Genomic DNA, 17,560 nt, shown 5'->3' on the forward strand with positions numbered 1-17,560 from the left:
AGTTCCACTAAAAAAGCTAAAATCGACACGTTCACCAATAATCCTTCATTCGTCTGAACAATGCTCATAGGAAAAGGGTAATTTTACGCGGTCCATGAGAACGGGCCACCTCCTATGAGCGAAAAAAGCATGATCTACAAAAGAAAGATCATTAAAGAACTCTATTTTGCCGGAAACTTATCCTGTCTGGATATCAGCGATCGAACCAGCACCAGCCTGCCCCTTGCAACGAAGATGTTGGGCCAGCTGGTCGAAGAGAAATATGTGACGCCTACCGGCTATGCCCCGTCGACAGGCGGCCGTCGCGCACAAAGCTATTCCCTGCGCCCCGAATCCTTCTACATCGTCAGCGTGGCCATGGACCAGTACTTTACCCGCATCGTCATGATGGATATGCACCGGAAGCAGGTGACACCGGTCGCGAAGTTCGCATTTCCGCAGACCGCCAAAGACAGCACCCCTGAACGGCTTGCCGCCCTGATCAGGGAATTCATCCTGGAGTCCGGCATCGCGAGTACGCACATCGCCGGCATCGGCATCGGGATGCCGGGTTTCGTGGACTCCCGCGAAGGCATTAACTACAGCTTCCTCGACACGCCCGGGAAAGGCATCGCCCGATATCTTACCGAGCACACCGGCATCCAGACTTTTATCGAGAACGATTCCCGGCTCATCGCCTTGGCAGAGTTCCGGTTCGGCATCGCGCGTAGATCCAGCAACGTACTGGTGATCAACCTGGGTTGGGGAGTCGGGCTCGGCATGATCCTCAACGGGGAGTATTTCCGGGGACACAATGGATTTGCCGGCGAGTTCAGCCACCTGCCGATCTATTCCAATAACAAATTATGCAGTTGCGGTAAAAGCGGCTGCCTCGAGACCGAAGCGTCGCTGCTGGAGCTGATCGCAAAAGCGGAAGAAGGGATCCGCAACGGCAGCCTTACCTCCCTCAGTACGCAATTGCCGGCAAAGGACCCCGACAGGGCTGCCCAGGCCATTCTTGCGGCCGCCAAAGCCGGTGACAAGTTTGCCGTCGGTCTCCTGTCGGAGGCCGGTTATACCATCGGCAGGGGCATCGCCATTCTCATCCATCTCCTCAATCCCGAGACGATCGTCCTCAGCGGGCGGGGCGCAACCGCCGGCAAGATCTGGCAGGCCCCCATCCAGCAGGCCCTGAATGAACACTGCATCCCACGTCTCGCTGCGAATACGCAGATCGAGATCTCGACCCTGGGAAATGATGCGGAGCTGATCGGCGCCGCCGCACTCGTTGTGGAAGGCTGTTATTCGGCCGCGTTGCCGGTGTAGATGCGGCGTTTGGTACAAATGCCGCCGGCGCAATAAAAATCCCTCCCGGCAAAGACCATTTTTATTAGATTTGATTCCCTTAACCGTTAAACACCTAATAAATGCCAAGACCTTCCTTCGCACACCGGCTAAGCTACGTCTATCTTTGCCTGGTTCCCATTGTAACCTTTGTTCTGGCCTTTGTCACCGGTCATATCAGCTACCGCATCTACGTGCCGGTTTGGATACTGAATCTTATCGTGATGTTCCTTGCCCTTCGCGTTCTCAGTGCCGGGGCCTTTCGCGGCGAACCGGAGAGCCGTCACCTGGCGGTGGCGGGATGCCTGCTAGTGCTGCCGGCCGGCATCCTTGCGATCCTGTTCGGCATCGGTCCGCCACCGGAGACCCGGGAGGAATGGGTGGCTACGACGCTCGAACAGAAGATCAGGTTTGACGCGCTGCTGGCCGCAGGCATCATCATGGTCCTCGGCTGGTCGCTGATAAAAAGATGGCTGGACGACCGTGGCGAAAAGGTATATTCTTCCCTGGGACATACGGCCCTTCTTATCGCCCTGCCGCTTTTTCTCGTTGTGACCTCGTACTGGCACAGCTTCGCGTTGGAAGCGTATAAGGTGAGGATACAGAGCGGCACGCCGAAGTCTATCGACTGGTTCATAGCCGCCAGCCTGCAGGTGTGGGTCATCACGATCTGCGAGATCGCGCTTACCTATTTCGCCATTGCGATGTTTGCAAGCGCACTAAAGAAATTGCGTGTATTCAGCCGTCCGGCAGCCGTCGCGTACATCGCGATCAGCCTCGTGGCGTTGGTTGCAGTGCTGGGTTACCCGTTATATCCCGGTTCGGCGCCCTTTTCGGGCTTTCCGTATTATCCTTTTATGATCCCTGCGGTGCCGATCATGCTCTGCTACTATATCGGGTTCAACCTCGTCCGCCTCGCCGGCCGTAAGCCTAATGGAAATCCCGGTTGATCGCGGTGCTGAAGGTCTTGAGGCTCCAGCCGCCGCCAACGATGATCCGGCGAACGGTCATCAGCGGATCGGTCGGATCCATCTTATCGGCCAGCTGGAAGGACATCAAAAAACCTCTCTTGCGGATCTCAGGCAATACCGGGCGCTTCCAGATCCCGAACGGATAGGCAAAATACCTGATGGGGGCGCCGGTGACCGCTTCCAGCTTCTTCGTTGGCTTATCGATCTGCACTTCCCAATCCTTACCCGCATATCTGTCCACCCGGTGGTGGTCCCAGGTATGACTGCCGATGACGTTGCCCGCGGCGTAGAGTTCCTTTACCTGGGATTCGGTCATGTAATGAGGCTGACGGTTCAGACTGACCGTCATGATAAAGAAAACTCCCTTGAACCCATATTTCTTCATCTCCGGCCAGGCGACGGTATATTGGTCTTCGTCGGTGTCGTCGAAGGTGAGCATGATGGGCTTGCTGGGCAGCGCAGCGCCCTTTGTATAATAGGCGTAGAGCTGATCGGGGAGGATGGTATGATAGCCGCTGTCATGGAGCATCTTGAGCTGGGCCTTGAGATCGCCCGGGGGCATGATATAATCCTTCGAAACCTTGGAGTCGGTGGCTTTCCAGTCCCGGATCTGGTGATAGCAGAGGATCGGCACTTCCTTCTTGCTCATGATCACCGACGGCGGCGGGATGCTTGCGCCCCCGCCCTGGACGGGCGCTCCCGATGCTGCAAAAAATAAACCCACAAATCCAAGACTGAAGAGATGCTTTTTCATATTTAGATGATGATAATTTTATGTGCTAACGGCGCGAACTAGATTTTATTGTTTACTCCGGGGATGGCGTTGACAACTTCTTCCAGCCAGCGCTGGTCGACCTCGTCGAAGGCGGCCGGCTCTATGCTGTCGACGTCCAATACGCCAACCACTTCCCTCCCCGCAAAGATCGGGACAACGATCTCACTACGCGACAGGCTGCTGCAGGCGATATGACCGGGAAAAGCTTCGACATCGGGGACGATCAGCGTCCGGGCCTCGGCCCAGGCCGTACCGCATACCCCTTTCCCCTTACGGATGCGGGTGCAGGCGACGGGTCCCTGGAAGGGTCCAACGACCAGTTCGCCGTTACGCACGAGATAAAATCCCACCCAAAGCCAGCCAAACTGCTCCTTCAGGGCGGCCGCGACATTGGCGAGGTTGGCCGTACCGTCGGGTTCGCCTTCCATGAGGGCTTTTATCTGGGGCAAAAGGGAGGCGTATTGTTCCGCCTTGGTTCCCCTGACGATGGCTAAGTCTTCTGACATGAGCGCGAAATTACGACAAGAATCGATTATCTTAGGTGATGCCAAAACGATTTAACATCGACGCCGACATTGCGAAGGCGCGGACCCCCGATACCGGGCTTTACACAGACCCGGCCTTGTACGAGGAAATAAAAGAAAAACTGTTTGCTCCGTCCTGGCAATTCGTCGGCGACACCTTTTCCATTGCAAAGCCCGGCGACGCAAAGCCATTCGTTCTATTGGAAAATTACCTCGACGAGCCCCTCGTCCTGGTCAACGATAACCTCCATTTCCGCCTGCTCTCCAATGTCTGCACCCATCGCGGGAACCTGGTCGTCAACGAACCCTGCAACCAACTGACCCAACTGCGCTGCCGCTACCACGGCCGGATGTTCCACCTTAACGGCGGGTTCCGGAGTATGCCCGAGTTCAAAGAGGTGCAGGACTTTCCTACGGAGGCCGACGATCTGAAGTCGTTGCCACTAAAGTCCTGGGGACCCTGGCTCTTCGGTTCGCTGAACCCCGCGCAACCGTTTGAAGCCTATTGGGGGGAGATCATGAAACGATTGCCCTGGCTGCCGCTGCACCGCTACATGTTCCGGCCCGAATTGTCGCGGGATTTTACCGTGAAAGCCAACTGGGCGCTGTACTGCGAGAACTACCTCGAAGGTTTTCACATTCCCTTCGTCCATGCCGGGCTCAATACCGTCATCGATTTTGGCAACTATACGACCGAGCTCTTCGCCAATGCCAATCTCCAGCTGGGCATCGCAAAAGACGGCGAGGACGTCTTCGATCTGCCGCCGGATTCGCCGGACTATGGCAAGAAGGTGGCGGCCTATTATTTCTTCATCTTCCCCAACCTGATGTTCAATTTCTATCCCTGGGGGCTGAGCATCAATATCGTAAAGCCCCAGGGGCTGAGCGGGACCACCGTTTCGTTCCTGACCTATGTCGCCGACGAGGCCAGGTATAACAAGGGGGCGGGATCGGGGCTGGACACGGTGGAGCTGGAGGATGAGGGGGTGGTCGAATCAGTGCAGAAGGGGGTCCGCTCGCGGTACTACGCCCATGGGCGGTATTCGGTGACGCGGGAGCAGGGGACCCATCATTTTCACCGGCTTATTGCCCAATACCTCGACTAATCCATCCTTCTATGCCCCCAACCCCGCTCAACCCCGCTCCCGGCACGCTGAAAAAATCCCTCGGCCTCGGGTCGGCCGTCTCGCTCGTCATCGGCAGCATCATCGGCGCCGGCATCTTCATGCGCCCGGCTTCCATGGCCGAACGCCTCGGCTCCCCTACCCTCCTCTTCCTCGTATGGATCGTCGCGGGGCTGATCAGCATCATCGGCGCAACGATATACGCGGAGCTCGGCACGATGTTCCCCGACACCGGCGGCCCCTACGTCTATCTGCAAAAGATCTATGGCGACCTCGTCGCCTTCCTCTTCGGCTGGGCCAGCAATATCGTCATCAACACCACTGCTATCGCCTCCATGGCCTTTGTCGCCGCCCAGTACCTGGGGTTCTTCGTGCATTTGCCGCGGCTGGACCCGGCGACCGAGCTGTCGGTCCGACTGCATATCCCCCTTGTCGCCGATATCTATCCCTTGCAGGACATCGGGGTCAAGTCGGTTGCCGCAGGGCTGCTGGCGGTGCTGGTAGCCGTCAACTATTGCAGCACCCGCGGGGGTAACGGATTGCAGGTGCTGGCCACGACGGTCAAGACGCTGGCGCTGCTGCTGCTGATCGGCGGACTGCTGTTCACGGGGAAGGGGCATGTGGCGAACTTTGTCACGAACAGCCCGGAATTTCATCCACAAGGCTGGTGGGTGCTGGTGGCGTTCATGGCCGCGACCTCGGGGGCCTTTTCCTCGTACGACGGATGGTACAACATCAACATGGTCGCCGGTGAGCTGGAGAACCCGCAGAAGAATATCAGCCGGAGCCTGCTGATCGGCGTCGGGGCCTGTATCGCCATTTATCTGTTGACAACCCTGGCCTATACCTACGTGTTGCCGGTGGAAAAGATGGCGCATTCGCCGTTGGTGGCGGCCGACGCGATGGAGGCGGTATTGGGTCATGCCGCGGCGGGTCTCGTCTCGGCATTGATCGTCCTGACGGCCTTCGGTTGTGCGCAAGCCAACCTGTTAGCCCCGTCGCGCATCGTTTTCAAGACGGCGCAGGAAGGGGGCTTCTTCGCATGGACGGGGAAGGTGCATCCACGGTTCGGCACGCCGGGGAATGCGGTCATCTTCATGGGAGTCGTCAGCATTCTCTTCGTATTCAGCGGCAGCTTCGACCTGCTGGCCGATATGTTCGTATTCCTCAGCTGGATCTTCTATGGGCTGACGGCCGTGGGTTTCTTCCTGCTGCGGCGGCGGATGCCGGAGGCGCCGCGGCCCTGGCGGGCGAAGGGGTATCCGTGGTTGCAGGGTTTCTTCGTGTTGTTTACGGCGTTCTATCTCCTGGCGACGTTATACAATGATGTCGCCAATTTCCGGGCGGGGAAGAGCCCGATGATCCAGTCGGTGTTCGGGCTGTTGCTGACTGCGACGGGTATCCCGTTTTATTTGTACTTTCAGCGGCAAAAGCGCAAAAATGCGAAATAGTCTGGTGTTCATCACCCTCCTCTTCACGATCGGAACGCAAGCGCAATTCCCCGCCGACACCGTCCGCCACACCTATTTGCTTCGCCCTGACCGCGTATTCGACGGCGAGCAGATGCATGAGGGCTGGCAGGTGCTGGTCCGCGGGCGGATGATCGAGGCCGCGGGGCCGGCCGCTTCCATCAAGGCCCCCGCCGATGCGATCGTTGTGGACCTCCACGGGTCAACGTTGCTGCCGGGTCTGATCGAAGGGCATAGCCACCTTTTTCTCCACCCCTATAACGAAGTGCCCTGGAACGACCAGGTGTTGAAGGAGTCGCGTGCCGAGCGAACGGCGCGGGCTGTCGTACATGCCCGCGAGACCCTGCTGGCAGGTTTCACGACGACGCGCGACCTGGGCACCGAAGGGGCGGGGTATGATGATATCGGGCTGAAGCAAGCCATCGAGAAACAGGTGATCCCCGGTCCGCGGATGTTGTGCGCAACGCGGGCGATCGTCGCGACGGGAAGTTATGGACCTAAAGAGCTGGCCTACGATGTGGAGTCGCCGCATGGCGCCGCAGAGGCCGACGGCCGCGAAGGCGTGGCAAAAGAAGCCCGGAACCAGATCGGCCACGGCGCCGACCTGGTAAAAGTTTACGCCGACTATCGCTGGGGCTTGAACGGCGCCGCCCAACCCACGTTTACCGTGGACGAGCTGAAGGCCGTCGTCGAAGTGGCCGCCAGCAGCGGGCGGGAAGTCGCCGTCCACTCGTCGACAACGGAGGGCATGCGCCGGGCGATAGAAGCCGGCGTCAACACCATCGAGCATGGCGAAGGCGGAAATCCCGAGCTGTTTGCCGCGATGAAGGCAAAAGGGATTGCGCTTTGCCCGACGCTGGCGGCGGGCGAGGCGATTCTATCGTATCGCGGCTGGAAAAAGGGAGTCGATGCCGATCCCAAATCCATCGTCGCCAAAAAAGAGAATTTCCGCCAGGCGCTGGCCGCGGGCGTAACCATTTGCATGGGCGGCGATGTAGGGGTTTTTACGCATGGGACCAATGCACGGGAGATGGAGGATATGGTGGAGTATGGGATGAAGCCGCTGGACGTGCTGCGAAGCGCCACTTCCGTCAACGCCGACGTGTTCCGCATCGCCAACCACGTGGGCCGCATCAAACCGGGTCTCTTCGCCGATCTCCTCGTCGTCCGGGGCGACCCGGCGGCCGACATGACACAGATCCGAAAGGTGGTTTGGGTGATGAAGGATGGGATCATTTATTATCCGGACGCCTCAGCCGCGCGCCTCAGCGCGTCAGCCGTGCGATAAGTGCCGCGTGCTGCGGATACATCTGCGTCAGCGGTTCCCGCCGCGCCAGTTCAAAATCTTCGAAGTCGAATCCCGGGGCTACGGTGCAGCCCACCAGCGAATATTCACTGCCGGGAGCCGGCGCCGATGCAAACCAGCTGCCTGCCCTTACCACCGTCTGAAAGCTCTCTCCTTTCTCCGGGTCCTGGCCGAGGCGGTGCTCGATCAGCCGCCCCCCGTGAGTTATTTCATACACCAGTAGCGGGTCGCCGTAATAAAAATGCCATTGTTCGTCGGCGGCAATCCGATGGAAGGCCGAGAACTGCCCCTGCGCCAGCAGGAAGTAGATGCCCGTCGACGCGCTGCGGGGCCCCTGGAAAAAGAGGGGCAGCGAGCTGCGCGGGATGATGAGCTCGGAGCGGTAGATCTCCCGGAAGGCGCCGCCTTCGACATGCGGGGTCAGACCCAGTTTTTCGATCCAGTAAGACGGGGTTGGGCGCATAGGCGTTGGGATGGGCGTCAATGTTGTTCGATGGATACTTTGGCTTCGTAGACATCGGCGAGCGAGTCGCGGATATGCGTCGTATCGCGGATGGTCGCTGCGATGGGGAAGTACAGCTTGAAGAAGCTGGAATCCTTTGTCTCCATATGAATATTCAGCTGGTAGCCAAGCAATTGATTATAGCGGCGAAGCGCGTGATGCTTGTTCTCCGTACGCAGGATCACGAAGTGATAGAGCGTCTGTCCCGCGGCGGGCGTGACATCGTGCTGGATGGCCGCCGGGTTGAGGGCGGCAGTGGCCGGGGCCGGGGTCGCCGGCTTGGCCGCGGAGGCGTCCGCGGGGTTGGCTGCTTTCGCCTGTTGGTTGGCCAGGGCGGTATCTTTTTTACCGGCCGTTGTGCTGTCGCTGGGGGCTGCACCGGCGAGGGCAGCAGAGTCCCCCTTCGTCGCGGTGGATTCGGGGACGACGCGGGCCCGGTTTTCGGCCGAAGGTTCCGTATAGTTATTCCTTTTATAAAGCCAGTAGCCGCCGAAGGCGATGATGGCGATGCCGGCGATGATGCCCACCAGCAGGAGGGTTTGGCCGGCGCCGGCGCTGGATTTGACATCTTCGCGGGGTGGCTCGTCATAACCGGTGGCCGGGGCGCCGGTGCGGCGTTCGGGATGATGGAGGTCGTCCAATTTGGTTACGAGGTATTCACCCGGGGTGAAGTCGAGTCTGCCTTCTTTATTTTTCAGGAGCGTGCCGATGCCTTCCAGGTAGAAGGGCTTGCCGATATTGAGCAGCTGCCGGCCGGTGGTGAGATAGAAGTCGAGGTCTGCCGCGGCGAGTGATTTCATCTTGCCGGTATGTTCCTTGATGAAGGTGATGAGGGTGTCGTCGGCGGCGGGAATATTGGCGTTTTCGAAGCGGATGCCGGTTGCCGGCACCTGGCCCACGCGGTCGGATTCTTGCGGGATAACTGCGGAGGCGTCAAGGGTGAAGGTCCCGATGCCGGGAAGATCCATCCTCTTTGTCTGGTACAAGAACTGCGACAGTAGTTGAGGTAATTTCAAACCAACGGATTTTGAATTTCGAGATGGTCTAAAGATAAACAACTTCTGCAACTTAGGCCTAACTTTGTGGAATAAAGGGGGATAGCTATGTTATCGAAGCAAGAGACCGCATTTATCGATTATTGGGAGCGGAACCGCTTGCGGCGAAAGAAGGTGGTCCGGCAATTCTTGTTAGGCGTGCCCATCGGGCTGCTTTTTGCGGTGCCGATCGTGATCAACCTATTTTCGGGCTGGGACAAGCATGCCGACATGGAGGCCAACAGTCCCGATTTCAATCCGCGGGTCCTCTTCGTCGCATTGCTGTTGATCGTGGGGTTTACGTCGATATTCTGGCAGCGGCATAAGTGGGATCAGTACGAGCAGCGCTACCAGGAATTGCTGGCGCGGCGCGAGCGCGAGCGGGGCAGCCGGCAGGAGCAGGCAGCGGGCGGCGATGCCCATGCCCGGGCGGACCGTCCCGACGAGTCTCCCGCCGGGTAGGCCGAATGGCAAAAAATAAAGCCCCGGTGGTTGCCAGGGCTCTTAGCAGGTAGTTCATGGTTACTGCACATCAAGCAGATGTATATTCTAAACAGGAGGGAAGGATTCCGTAGGTGATGAGTTTGTGCGCCGGGGCGATGGATCAATTACGGGTCAATCCCGCAAAAACAGCCATCGATAAGGTTAGATTTGGGAAGAGAAGCGGTAGCGATCAGACAATCAACAAATTATAGAAATGTAAAACCTCGATTTCCCCGTTTGTGAAAAAAATAGTCCCTATAACTTAGACAACAGCTTATCCGGGATTGCTGCAATAGAATTAAAAAATCTTCAAATTTTTTTAATTTCCCAAGCTGGTTAGATGCGTGGTTAGGCCGATTGGGGCAATTCCGTCCCCTTGGGGCCGAAGACGGCTGCCTCGAGCCGGTGGATGGCGGCGGTATGCTCCGCCAGGGTAGCCCCCTGCTGCTGCAGAACGGTCTTAATCTCCCGGAGCTCGACTCGCATATTGTCGCCCCCGACCTTGAGCTCCAATATCTCTTCCCGCATTTCTTCCACCCCGGCCATCAGCTCCACCAACTTGACCTGGTAGCGGATCAGGACCGCGGACTCCTCTTTTGACGGCTCCGCCATTTCTTCGGTAACCTCGTAGCCGGCAGCCCCCTGTTTGATCCGCGCGATGGCCGGCCCGAGTTCCCGGTAAAAGTCGTTCAGGAACTTGGGCGTGATCGGTTCCACGCCATTTATCTTTTTGGAGAAGTTGCCTTTGTCTTTGCCCATCCACCTGGCCAGCTCGCGGGCCGTGAAGACGGTGAGCAAGAGGGCGAGGTCATCGCGGAATTTGATGAAGTCCGCCGGGCGGACGCGGGGGGAGGGATATGGTTTTATGGGTGACATAGGAGGGTTTTCTAAGTCAACGTAAGGTACAAAAATGGTCGTATACAACCGCATCCCGGAAGCAGCTTTTAGCCGGAGAGTTTTCCACAGGGCAGGGCAAAATGTCCGCCATTCAATAGACGAGGTTTTCCATTGTGCTGATCAGCAAGCAAAGGATAGTGCAGAGCAATGGATATTTCGTTATCGTTCTTTTCCGCAAAGCTTCGATATGGATGCGAAGATCAGTTAAGCAGGGGCTGAAGTATGATAAAAAGCGCAAACGCCCCTTCCGCCCTAATCCCTCTTTGCGGCAATGGAAAAGACAACACGTACCGCCAGTACTGCCGAAATAAAAAACCCGGCAAGGCCGAGTACCGGCACGCCCCATAATTTCGGTGGCATGTTTGCATGAACAAGTATGGCCGAGCCTACGGACAGCGCTGTCACGATAATGGATAGGGAGAGCCTGTCCAGGCTCTTATCGACCTTGTTCGCGATACGGTCCAACCCTTCTATCCGATGGTTTACGGCCAACTTATTGTCCCGGAGGCGAGTCAACAGCCCCCGGATGTCTTCCGGCAGTTGTTTCAACAGTTCGCCGGACTGCATGACCTTATTGTAAACTTCTTTGACGATGTTGGGTATACTCAGTCTTTCATCGATGATCTGGCGGACATACGGCTGAATGACCCGGGCAATGTTCATTTGAGGGTCCAGCGTCTTGCCCGTGCCTTCCAGCAATGTGATACCCCTTATAAGCAAATAGGCGTAGTCCGGCAGTTGCACATTGTTATCCCGTAGTATTTGCTTTAGATTGTCAAAGATCATTTTGATGTCGAGGGCCGCGACAGCCGTATTATCGACGAGTGCAACCAAATCCCCCAGCTGCTTCTGCAGGTGACTTTCCGATGGAATATCGCATCGTGCCGCCATTTTTTCGAGGGCCGACGTTAACCCGGGGATATCCTGCCGGGAAAAGCTGATCAATAATTTTTCCAGCCGTTCGCGCTCTTCGCCGGTCAGCACCCCCATGTTACCAAAGTCGATAAAAACGAGTTTGCCATCGGGCCTGAGGAATATGTTCCCCGGGTGCGGATCTCCGTGAAAGAACCCGAACTTAAAGATCTGGTCCAGGTAGCAGTTCAGGCCCCGGATCGCAATTTTCGCGGGATCGAACCCTGCTTCAACGATCGCCTTGACATCGTTGATCTTCATGCATCCTTCCACCAGTTCCATACACAAAATGCTGTCGTTGGAAAGCTCGTCGATGCTTTGGATGGCGTGTACTTCGTCGCTGTCCCTGAAATTCGCGGCAAACCGCATCATATTGATCCTTTCGTGGACAAAAGAAAGTTCCTGCCGGATGAAATACTCGAAGCCGGCGACAAAAGAGGGCAGATGGAGGCCCCTCAAAAACTCAACCTTTTCGCCCAGCGCATTGGCTGCGTCCTTGATGATCAGCAGGTCGGTTTGCACCTCCAAATCTATCCCCGGTCGTTTTACTTTGATGGCGATCTTCCGGTCCCCGTCTTTCATTGTCGCATGATACAGCTGGGACATGGAGGCCGAGGCAAACGGAATTTCATCGCAGGATGAGAATATCGTCGTAAGCTCTGTGTGAAACTGCTCGCGGAACAATGCCTTGATATCGATGGGCACTGACCCGACCCGGTCCTGTAACAATTGAAGTTCGCTGACAAGGCCCGGTGGAAGAATGTCGTCCCGCGTGCTGAGTAACTGGCCCAATTTTACGTAGGTAGGTCCAAGCTCTTCCAGCGCCATCCGTATCCGGGTGTACAATGGATAGTCCTCCAGGTGCTGTCGCTTTATCTTTGCAGGCAGTGCGGGAAGATCCATCCTCTTCTTGAGCCTGTGTAATACGTCGGCAAAACCGTACCTGACCAGTATGGCCACCAGCCTGGCCATCCGTTCTATTTTTTCTTTCGTTTCCATAACATCTCTTTACCGTTTTCGAGAAGGTAGGCTTTTTTACCCGTTTGGCGCTGACCGCGGTCAGGGCATGGAGTGATCATGATCATCCAATTGGGGTTTCCGTAAATCGCACTTTTTCATATTTCCGCAATAAGGTTTACTCCTTATATTAGGACCGTGGGTCGCAGGTTCGAATCCTGTGTTCCCGACAATGGTCTAAAGCTATCTTAAGACGGAAGCCCGTAACACACTGTGTTGCGGGCTTTTTTGTGAGTTTTTCAGATCGTTTCAGTATATCAGATATCATCTCGGAGGTGAGCAGTGAGGTGAGCAGGAAACCGCCTGTTTGGTGAGTTACTTTTGTACTCACCTCGGGTGAGTAATGCACCGATAGACGCGGCCCGCATTATTCACTTTAAATCATAACAAGATGAGAAGCAGCAACACCTTCGGTCTGCATTTCGTACTCCGCCCAGCCCAAAAAGGAAATCACGCCATTTATCTCCGCATTGTTGTCAACCGCACCCGTTGCGAATTGGCCTTGAAACAGACCATCGACAAAAAGGACTGGAATACCGACAAAGGCGCCGCCCGGCCCAAAACCCCCGCCCTGAAGCACCTAAACACCTACCTCGAAGAAGTCCGGGCCAAGCTAGTTTCCCACTACCAGCAGCTTAACCTGTCCGGGGACTACCTGACCGCCGAAATGCTGAAAAACTCCTATTTGGGCAAAACTGCGGCGGGTGAAGAAAAAATGACCTTGAACCGCTTGGTCGCCCTACACAATGAAATGATGGGAAAGACCCTTGAACCGGGGACGATGAAGAATTATAAAAGCACGGCCATTTACTTGCGGAACTACATGAACCTGAAATACGATGCCGGGGACATTTATTTGAAGGATTTGACCTATCAGTTTATTACGGGGTTCGAGTGGTATATCCGGAACAATCCCCTTAAAGAAGGTGACCCGTGTACCAACAACGGGACTATCAAACACTTAGTGGAATACTCTCGTTATTCTCAAATTGTTGATTAGGCAATGGTTATATTGTTGAAATCCTCGTAATAGGAAGTTGCTTGTGTTCGAGAACATGAACATAAGATATTTTTGTATGGTTTAAAATGCTAAAATTCAACCTTTTATCGGATGTGTTATAAAAATAAAGTGTTTCGCAAAATAGCTTCAAATCGCATGGTATCGCTAAAATGCCAAAAGCCTCTCACCAGCTGAATTGTAAATTCATGCATAAATCTTACAGATTTAGTGTTTGGAAACCTTAGCATTCCAATCTTTTTCCAAATAGTCAATCAATTTTATTAATATCAAGAGCGGATGGTTGATGGTCTGTCTATAATTTGGTAACATGGGTATTCACAGCTTAAAACAGGAATTCCTTGATCACTTTGGCATCAAGGGTTTTTTCGCCACAGAAAAGAAAGGTGGGCAAAAGCGAGTGTATTTTGTAGAACGCGATTCCGGAAAGCAAGTTATGAAGTTATTTGAGGGTGGAAAGGACGAGAGATTCGATAGGGAAATGGAAATTTACGAAAGATACAAGTCGATGGATGGAATTCCCAAAATTTACGGAACGGACGAATATCAAGGCGAGGTTGTGGTTTTTGAACAGTATATCGAAGGGCATACATTAAGCGATATAGTCAGCAGTTTTGCTGGCGACAATTTAAAAGTCAAAGCGCTATTAAAGGATCTATTTTACATTTTGACCCCTATTTGGACTGATCGATATGTCCATCGGGATTTAAAGCCAGAAAATATAATAATCAGAGTCGATGGAAAACCGGTTATTCTTGACTTTGGAATAGCTAGAGATTTAAGTGCGAGTTCAATAACCGCGGCGGGTGTTCAACCAGGGACTTGGAAATGGGCAGCTCCCGAACAATACGATGGCAGAAAGGATATGATTTCCTATCGAACTGATTTTTTTAGTCTTGGAATCATTGCGTATTTTCTCTTCTATCAACAATTACCTTTCGGACATACATCGCAAGATATATCTGATAAGTTCAAATCTGGTGATGAAAGTTTTCAGATAAATGCAAATTGTGGTTTTGCAAATTTTTTGATTGAAGCACTAAAGTTTAAACCCTCCCACCGCCCTAAAAGTATCGAAGATCTAATAAACCTGATTTGATTATGGAAGTATTACAGCTTGTTGGTCATTTTCAAAAATGGAATTTGGATGCACATTTTCAAAATTCAATTGGAGATGGATTCATTTTTTGCGCTTATAGTTTTCCACATGGATTTTTTGAAGTGGAAAAAATAAATGGATACAATACCAGACAAATTTTGGAAACGTCAATGATGGATTTACAGTTTTTCGCAAAAAAAGAAGCTAAAAATATAAACAAAGGAAAATTAGGCACATACGACTTTCACCCAGCTGCCAATGATGACGACGGATCACAAACAAATGTTTGGATAGAAGGACTAATTAAACGAGCTATAAAGTATCAAATTGAAGTTTTGTGTCTTAAAGACGTCATAATTCCTAACTATTACGAAAATAATGATCTTGACCAATTTATTAGGATGGTCAAAATTTTAAATCACTGGCTGAAGTCCTATAAAAAGGCGGGAGTTCGCTATTTTATGACTTTGCCAATTACTCATCATACGGTAATTGATGATAACAAAATTGACCTTCTCCTTTATCATTTAACTGATATCGACATTATATTTGACGGATATTACATCATATGTGAATCTAAGCCTGAAGGGATACAAAAAATCAGCACTGATTTTAAATACCTAAATAACTTGTATACAGTACTGAGTCTATTAAAAAAGCAAAAGTTTACAACTATTTATTCTTATGCAAATTGGGATGCGGCTGTATTCTTGGCTTTAACAGATATCGATTACATAACAATAGGGACCTATGAAAATTTAAGGAATTTCAATATTAAAAGATTTACAGTAAATGATGACGGAGGCCCGTCAAAAGGATTTTATTTTTCTGAAAAGCTACTTAATTTCATTAAATCACCTTTGCTCAATTTAATAAGGATGCAAAAAGGAATCGAGCTGATAAGAAATGCTGATAATATTTTTTCAGACGTAATACTACAGGATGGATATCCTTGGAGCAATCAGAAACCAGAGGTTCATAAAAATTATCTATTGGCAGTCGATAGGATTTTGAAAGAGTTGGCAAGTATAGAAAATGTGAAAGAAAGAACTAAAGCAATGATTCAAAAAATTGATAACGCAATTGCAACCTATCATGAATTAGAAAAGAAGGGTATTTATTTAACTAGTGAAAGTAGAAATTATCACCTCGATACTTGGAAGTCATTCCTTTTGTCGAAGAGTTAATTGCTTTAGCTGTTCGTTTAAAAGAATCCACATTGTATAATCAATGGGTGCGTTTTTTAGGGGACTGAAATGTAATTTCACCACTCCTTCTTTATTGATTTCAGCCAAACCAACATTCATTTTTTTGAATACGATTAAATTTTCAATTGCAGGCTTCGCATAGAAACTGTCTAGTACAACGAAAGCTCTTTTTGCAAACCATTTATATCTGTAGGCCTGATCCAACGCTCTTTTCCAATTCTTTAATTTAGCTTCAATAGCAATCGAATCCGATTCCATTCCTTTATAGGCATTCTTTAGAGTTACTAAATGGTCCGTTTTTTTTATGTAACTATCATGTATTAATTTATTTAATGAGCGGTTTAATGTTGTTGTATCACATTTGGTCAATTCCTTTAATTTTTCAAACGTTATTTGCTTGTTAGATCTAATTATTTTATATAGGAAGGCATCGAAATAGCTGAGTGCTGTAGTATTTTCACAGTTACCCCTTTTGACCTTTGTGATAACCATGTCTGCTATTCCAAATCCGAGATTTACCTCTTCTAATATTTTGGTAGTATATTTTTCAGTATTCCAATGGCAAATCGCTGAAAAATTTAATTTTAACGTGTTTACTAGTTGTTGCTCGGTTTTAAACATTGAGTTCATTTCAAAAATATAAACGTCGAATCGTCCAGGTTTTTTCCCTTAATTAAAGAATCTATTTGTTTATTCAGGTTGTTTAAGTTGGCTGAAGAGTTATTTATAAAAGTTTCGAAGAAAACCAGCTTGTTGGTTTCAAATATTTTGTAAAAGCCATCTGTACAGAGTAAGAGGTGACCCGACTCCTTGATTTCTTTGAATTCTCTGAAATCCGAGAGACGAAGCGTTGCATCGCCCAAATATTTCGAAATTATATTTTCTGAAAAACTATCATCTTCTGTAAGCTGTCTAATATATTGATTGGTTATGTAATATATTCTTGAATCCCCAAGCCAAGAATAATAGAATGTGTTGCTAGCCTTTGTAAATATAACCAAGCAGTATGTAGAATAAGGTTCATCCAAATCTAAGTTTACCAAGTGCTGATTCAGATCAAACATCAATTTGCGAACTTCGAAATTTCCATTTAAATACTTTTTATAGTTTTCCTGAATATAGTGTTTCGAAATATCTGGACCTTCTTTGCCCGCTTTGGCGCTGCTAACACCGTCGAAGACGGCAAAAATGCTAAACTTATCCTCTTCAATAATGAGCAATTCGTCCCAGTTTTCCTTGTGCTTAGTACCTTTTAACGTCGAAAATATGTATGGTAAACTTGAAGTCATGCTAATTCACGGAAATTTGTAAAGGTAAATAGTCTATTTAAGTTACGATAAAATATTTAATGCCTTCAAGGAATTCATCAATAGGCAAAGGTCATTGTTTTCCTTATCTTTTTAAATCGCGCTCACAAGTAACCAGGGTTTAATGCAGCGCCAGTTGTATAAAACCTGTCGGATCTATGTAATTTTCCTAAAACAAAATGCTTAATCACAATAGGGATCAGTGTGGTCGAATGTTGAATTTTGCGCTTATGGAATGGGAATCAGCAGCACTATTAGATTTGTACTTTTTTCCGCAAATGCCCACAGATATATTCAAGGAGGCCACCTGGTTCTACTCCAATAGCTAAGGCAATCATATAGAGTTCGCTTGCCCGTAGCCTGGCGGATGGTTTTGTAGTCAGTTCACTAAGTCTAGCTTTACTGATTCCTGTCTTCCTCGCAACTTCAGATTTATTTACCGATTTAGAGGTTAGATATTCACCAAGTTTTGTCATTGGTTGTCAAGTTTTTCTGTACATTTTTATAGGAGAAATATAAAAAAGTTTCGAAACTCTAAAAATTTTCATCGATTTTGTATAGAATTAAATTACATTTGTATAGAATTTCTAT

Annotated in this window: 18 protein-coding genes; 9 read left to right on the top strand and 9 right to left on the bottom strand. The window is 51.0% G+C overall.

Annotation, left to right across the window (positions count from 1 at the left end; all coding sequences use genetic code 11):
- Positions 1 to 129: 129 nt before the first annotated feature.
- Together VHE34_RS22230 and VHE34_RS22235 are read left to right on the top strand one after the other, a co-directional pair.
- The gene (locus VHE34_RS22230; protein ID WP_325591994.1) at positions 130 to 1,305 is read left to right on the top strand and encodes an ROK family protein; all 1,176 of its coding nucleotides are present in this window, start codon (positions 130 to 132) and stop codon (positions 1,303 to 1,305) included.
- Positions 1,306 to 1,406: 101 nt separating this feature from the next.
- A complete protein-coding gene (locus VHE34_RS22235; protein ID WP_325591996.1) occupies positions 1,407 to 2,273 on the top strand; it encodes a hypothetical protein in 867 nt (288 codons plus the stop codon).
- Here the strand turns inward: VHE34_RS22235 and VHE34_RS22240 are convergent.
- Positions 2,254 to 3,048, bottom strand: a complete 795-nt coding sequence (locus VHE34_RS22240; protein ID WP_325591998.1) for a polysaccharide deacetylase family protein — start codon at positions 3,046 to 3,048, stop codon at positions 2,254 to 2,256. The genes VHE34_RS22235 and VHE34_RS22240 overlap by 20 nt on opposite strands.
- A 38-nt stretch (positions 3,049 to 3,086) precedes the next feature.
- Positions 3,087 to 3,575: a GAF domain-containing protein gene (locus VHE34_RS22245; protein WP_325592000.1), complete on the bottom strand. Its 489-nt coding sequence runs from the start codon at positions 3,573 to 3,575 to the stop codon at positions 3,087 to 3,089.
- Between the two features lie 38 nt (positions 3,576 to 3,613).
- Here VHE34_RS22245 and VHE34_RS22250 point away from each other — a divergent pair, with 38 nt between their 5' ends.
- From VHE34_RS22250 to VHE34_RS22260, 3 genes are read left to right on the top strand one after another with little or no spacing between them, the layout of a single operon-like run.
- Positions 3,614 to 4,699: an aromatic ring-hydroxylating oxygenase subunit alpha gene (locus VHE34_RS22250; RefSeq protein WP_325592002.1), complete on the top strand. Its 1,086-nt coding sequence runs from the start codon at positions 3,614 to 3,616 to the stop codon at positions 4,697 to 4,699.
- Between the two features lie 11 nt (positions 4,700 to 4,710).
- Positions 4,711 to 6,168 carry an APC family permease gene (locus tag VHE34_RS22255; RefSeq protein WP_325592004.1) on the top strand — a complete coding sequence of 486 codons (1,458 nt, stop codon included), beginning with the start codon at positions 4,711 to 4,713 and terminating at the stop codon, positions 6,166 to 6,168.
- Entirely contained in the window at positions 6,158 to 7,474 is a 1,317-nt protein-coding gene (locus VHE34_RS22260; RefSeq protein ID WP_325592006.1) for a metal-dependent hydrolase family protein, read from the top strand. The genes VHE34_RS22255 and VHE34_RS22260 overlap by 11 nt, the downstream gene beginning before the upstream one ends.
- Here VHE34_RS22260 and VHE34_RS22265 read toward each other — a convergent pair.
- Together VHE34_RS22265 and VHE34_RS22270 are read right to left on the bottom strand one after the other, a co-directional pair.
- Positions 7,452 to 7,955: a cupin domain-containing protein gene (locus VHE34_RS22265; protein ID WP_325592008.1), complete on the bottom strand. Its 504-nt coding sequence runs from the start codon at positions 7,953 to 7,955 to the stop codon at positions 7,452 to 7,454. The genes VHE34_RS22260 and VHE34_RS22265 overlap by 23 nt on opposite strands.
- A gap of 17 nt (positions 7,956 to 7,972) precedes the next feature.
- Positions 7,973 to 9,010: a hypothetical protein gene (locus VHE34_RS22270; RefSeq protein ID WP_325592010.1), complete on the bottom strand. Its 1,038-nt coding sequence runs from the start codon at positions 9,008 to 9,010 to the stop codon at positions 7,973 to 7,975.
- 87 nt (positions 9,011 to 9,097) lie between these two features.
- Between VHE34_RS22270 and VHE34_RS22275 the strand changes: the two genes are divergently transcribed.
- Positions 9,098 to 9,490, top strand: coding sequence for a hypothetical protein (locus tag VHE34_RS22275; protein ID WP_325592013.1), 393 nt, complete (start codon positions 9,098 to 9,100; stop codon positions 9,488 to 9,490).
- Positions 9,491 to 9,859: 369 nt separating this feature from the next.
- On the opposite strand, the gene VHE34_RS22280 is transcribed toward VHE34_RS22275, so the two are convergent.
- Positions 9,860 to 10,387, bottom strand: coding sequence for a hypothetical protein (locus VHE34_RS22280; protein ID WP_325592015.1), 528 nt, complete (start codon positions 10,385 to 10,387; stop codon positions 9,860 to 9,862).
- A gap of 273 nt (positions 10,388 to 10,660) precedes the next feature.
- Entirely contained in the window at positions 10,661 to 12,319 is a 1,659-nt protein-coding gene (locus VHE34_RS22285) for an ABC1 kinase family protein (protein WP_325592017.1), read from the bottom strand.
- A gap of 409 nt (positions 12,320 to 12,728) precedes the next feature.
- On the opposite strand from VHE34_RS22285, the gene VHE34_RS22290 reads away from it, so the two are divergent.
- From VHE34_RS22290 to VHE34_RS22300, 3 genes are all read left to right on the top strand, one after another.
- The gene (locus VHE34_RS22290; RefSeq protein WP_325592019.1) at positions 12,729 to 13,337 is read left to right on the top strand and encodes a phage integrase SAM-like domain-containing protein; all 609 of its coding nucleotides are present in this window, start codon (positions 12,729 to 12,731) and stop codon (positions 13,335 to 13,337) included.
- A gap of 328 nt (positions 13,338 to 13,665) precedes the next feature.
- Entirely contained in the window at positions 13,666 to 14,454 is a 789-nt protein-coding gene (locus VHE34_RS22295; protein ID WP_325592021.1) for a serine/threonine protein kinase, read from the top strand.
- 2 nt (positions 14,455 to 14,456) lie between these two features.
- Positions 14,457 to 15,641, top strand: a complete 1,185-nt coding sequence (locus VHE34_RS22300; RefSeq protein ID WP_325592023.1) for a hypothetical protein — start codon at positions 14,457 to 14,459, stop codon at positions 15,639 to 15,641.
- Here VHE34_RS22300 and VHE34_RS22305 read toward each other — a convergent pair.
- The 3 genes from VHE34_RS22305 to VHE34_RS22315 form a co-directional block, all read right to left on the bottom strand.
- Positions 15,618 to 16,292 carry a hypothetical protein gene (locus tag VHE34_RS22305; protein ID WP_325592025.1) on the bottom strand — a complete coding sequence of 225 codons (675 nt, stop codon included), beginning with the start codon at positions 16,290 to 16,292 and terminating at the stop codon, positions 15,618 to 15,620. The two genes, VHE34_RS22300 and VHE34_RS22305, sit on opposite strands and share 24 nt — an antisense overlap.
- Entirely contained in the window at positions 16,289 to 16,951 is a 663-nt protein-coding gene (locus VHE34_RS22310) for a PP2C family protein-serine/threonine phosphatase (protein WP_325592027.1), read from the bottom strand. The genes VHE34_RS22305 and VHE34_RS22310 overlap by 4 nt, the downstream gene beginning before the upstream one ends.
- Positions 16,952 to 17,223: 272 nt before the next feature.
- Complete coding sequence (locus VHE34_RS22315; RefSeq protein WP_325592030.1) at positions 17,224 to 17,445, bottom strand: helix-turn-helix transcriptional regulator; 222 nt, start codon at positions 17,443 to 17,445, stop codon at positions 17,224 to 17,226.
- Positions 17,446 to 17,560 lie beyond the last annotated feature (115 nt).

The organism is Puia sp. (genome assembly GCF_035546395.1).
In the GTDB taxonomy this organism is placed as follows: domain Bacteria; phylum Bacteroidota; class Bacteroidia; order Chitinophagales; family Chitinophagaceae; genus Puia.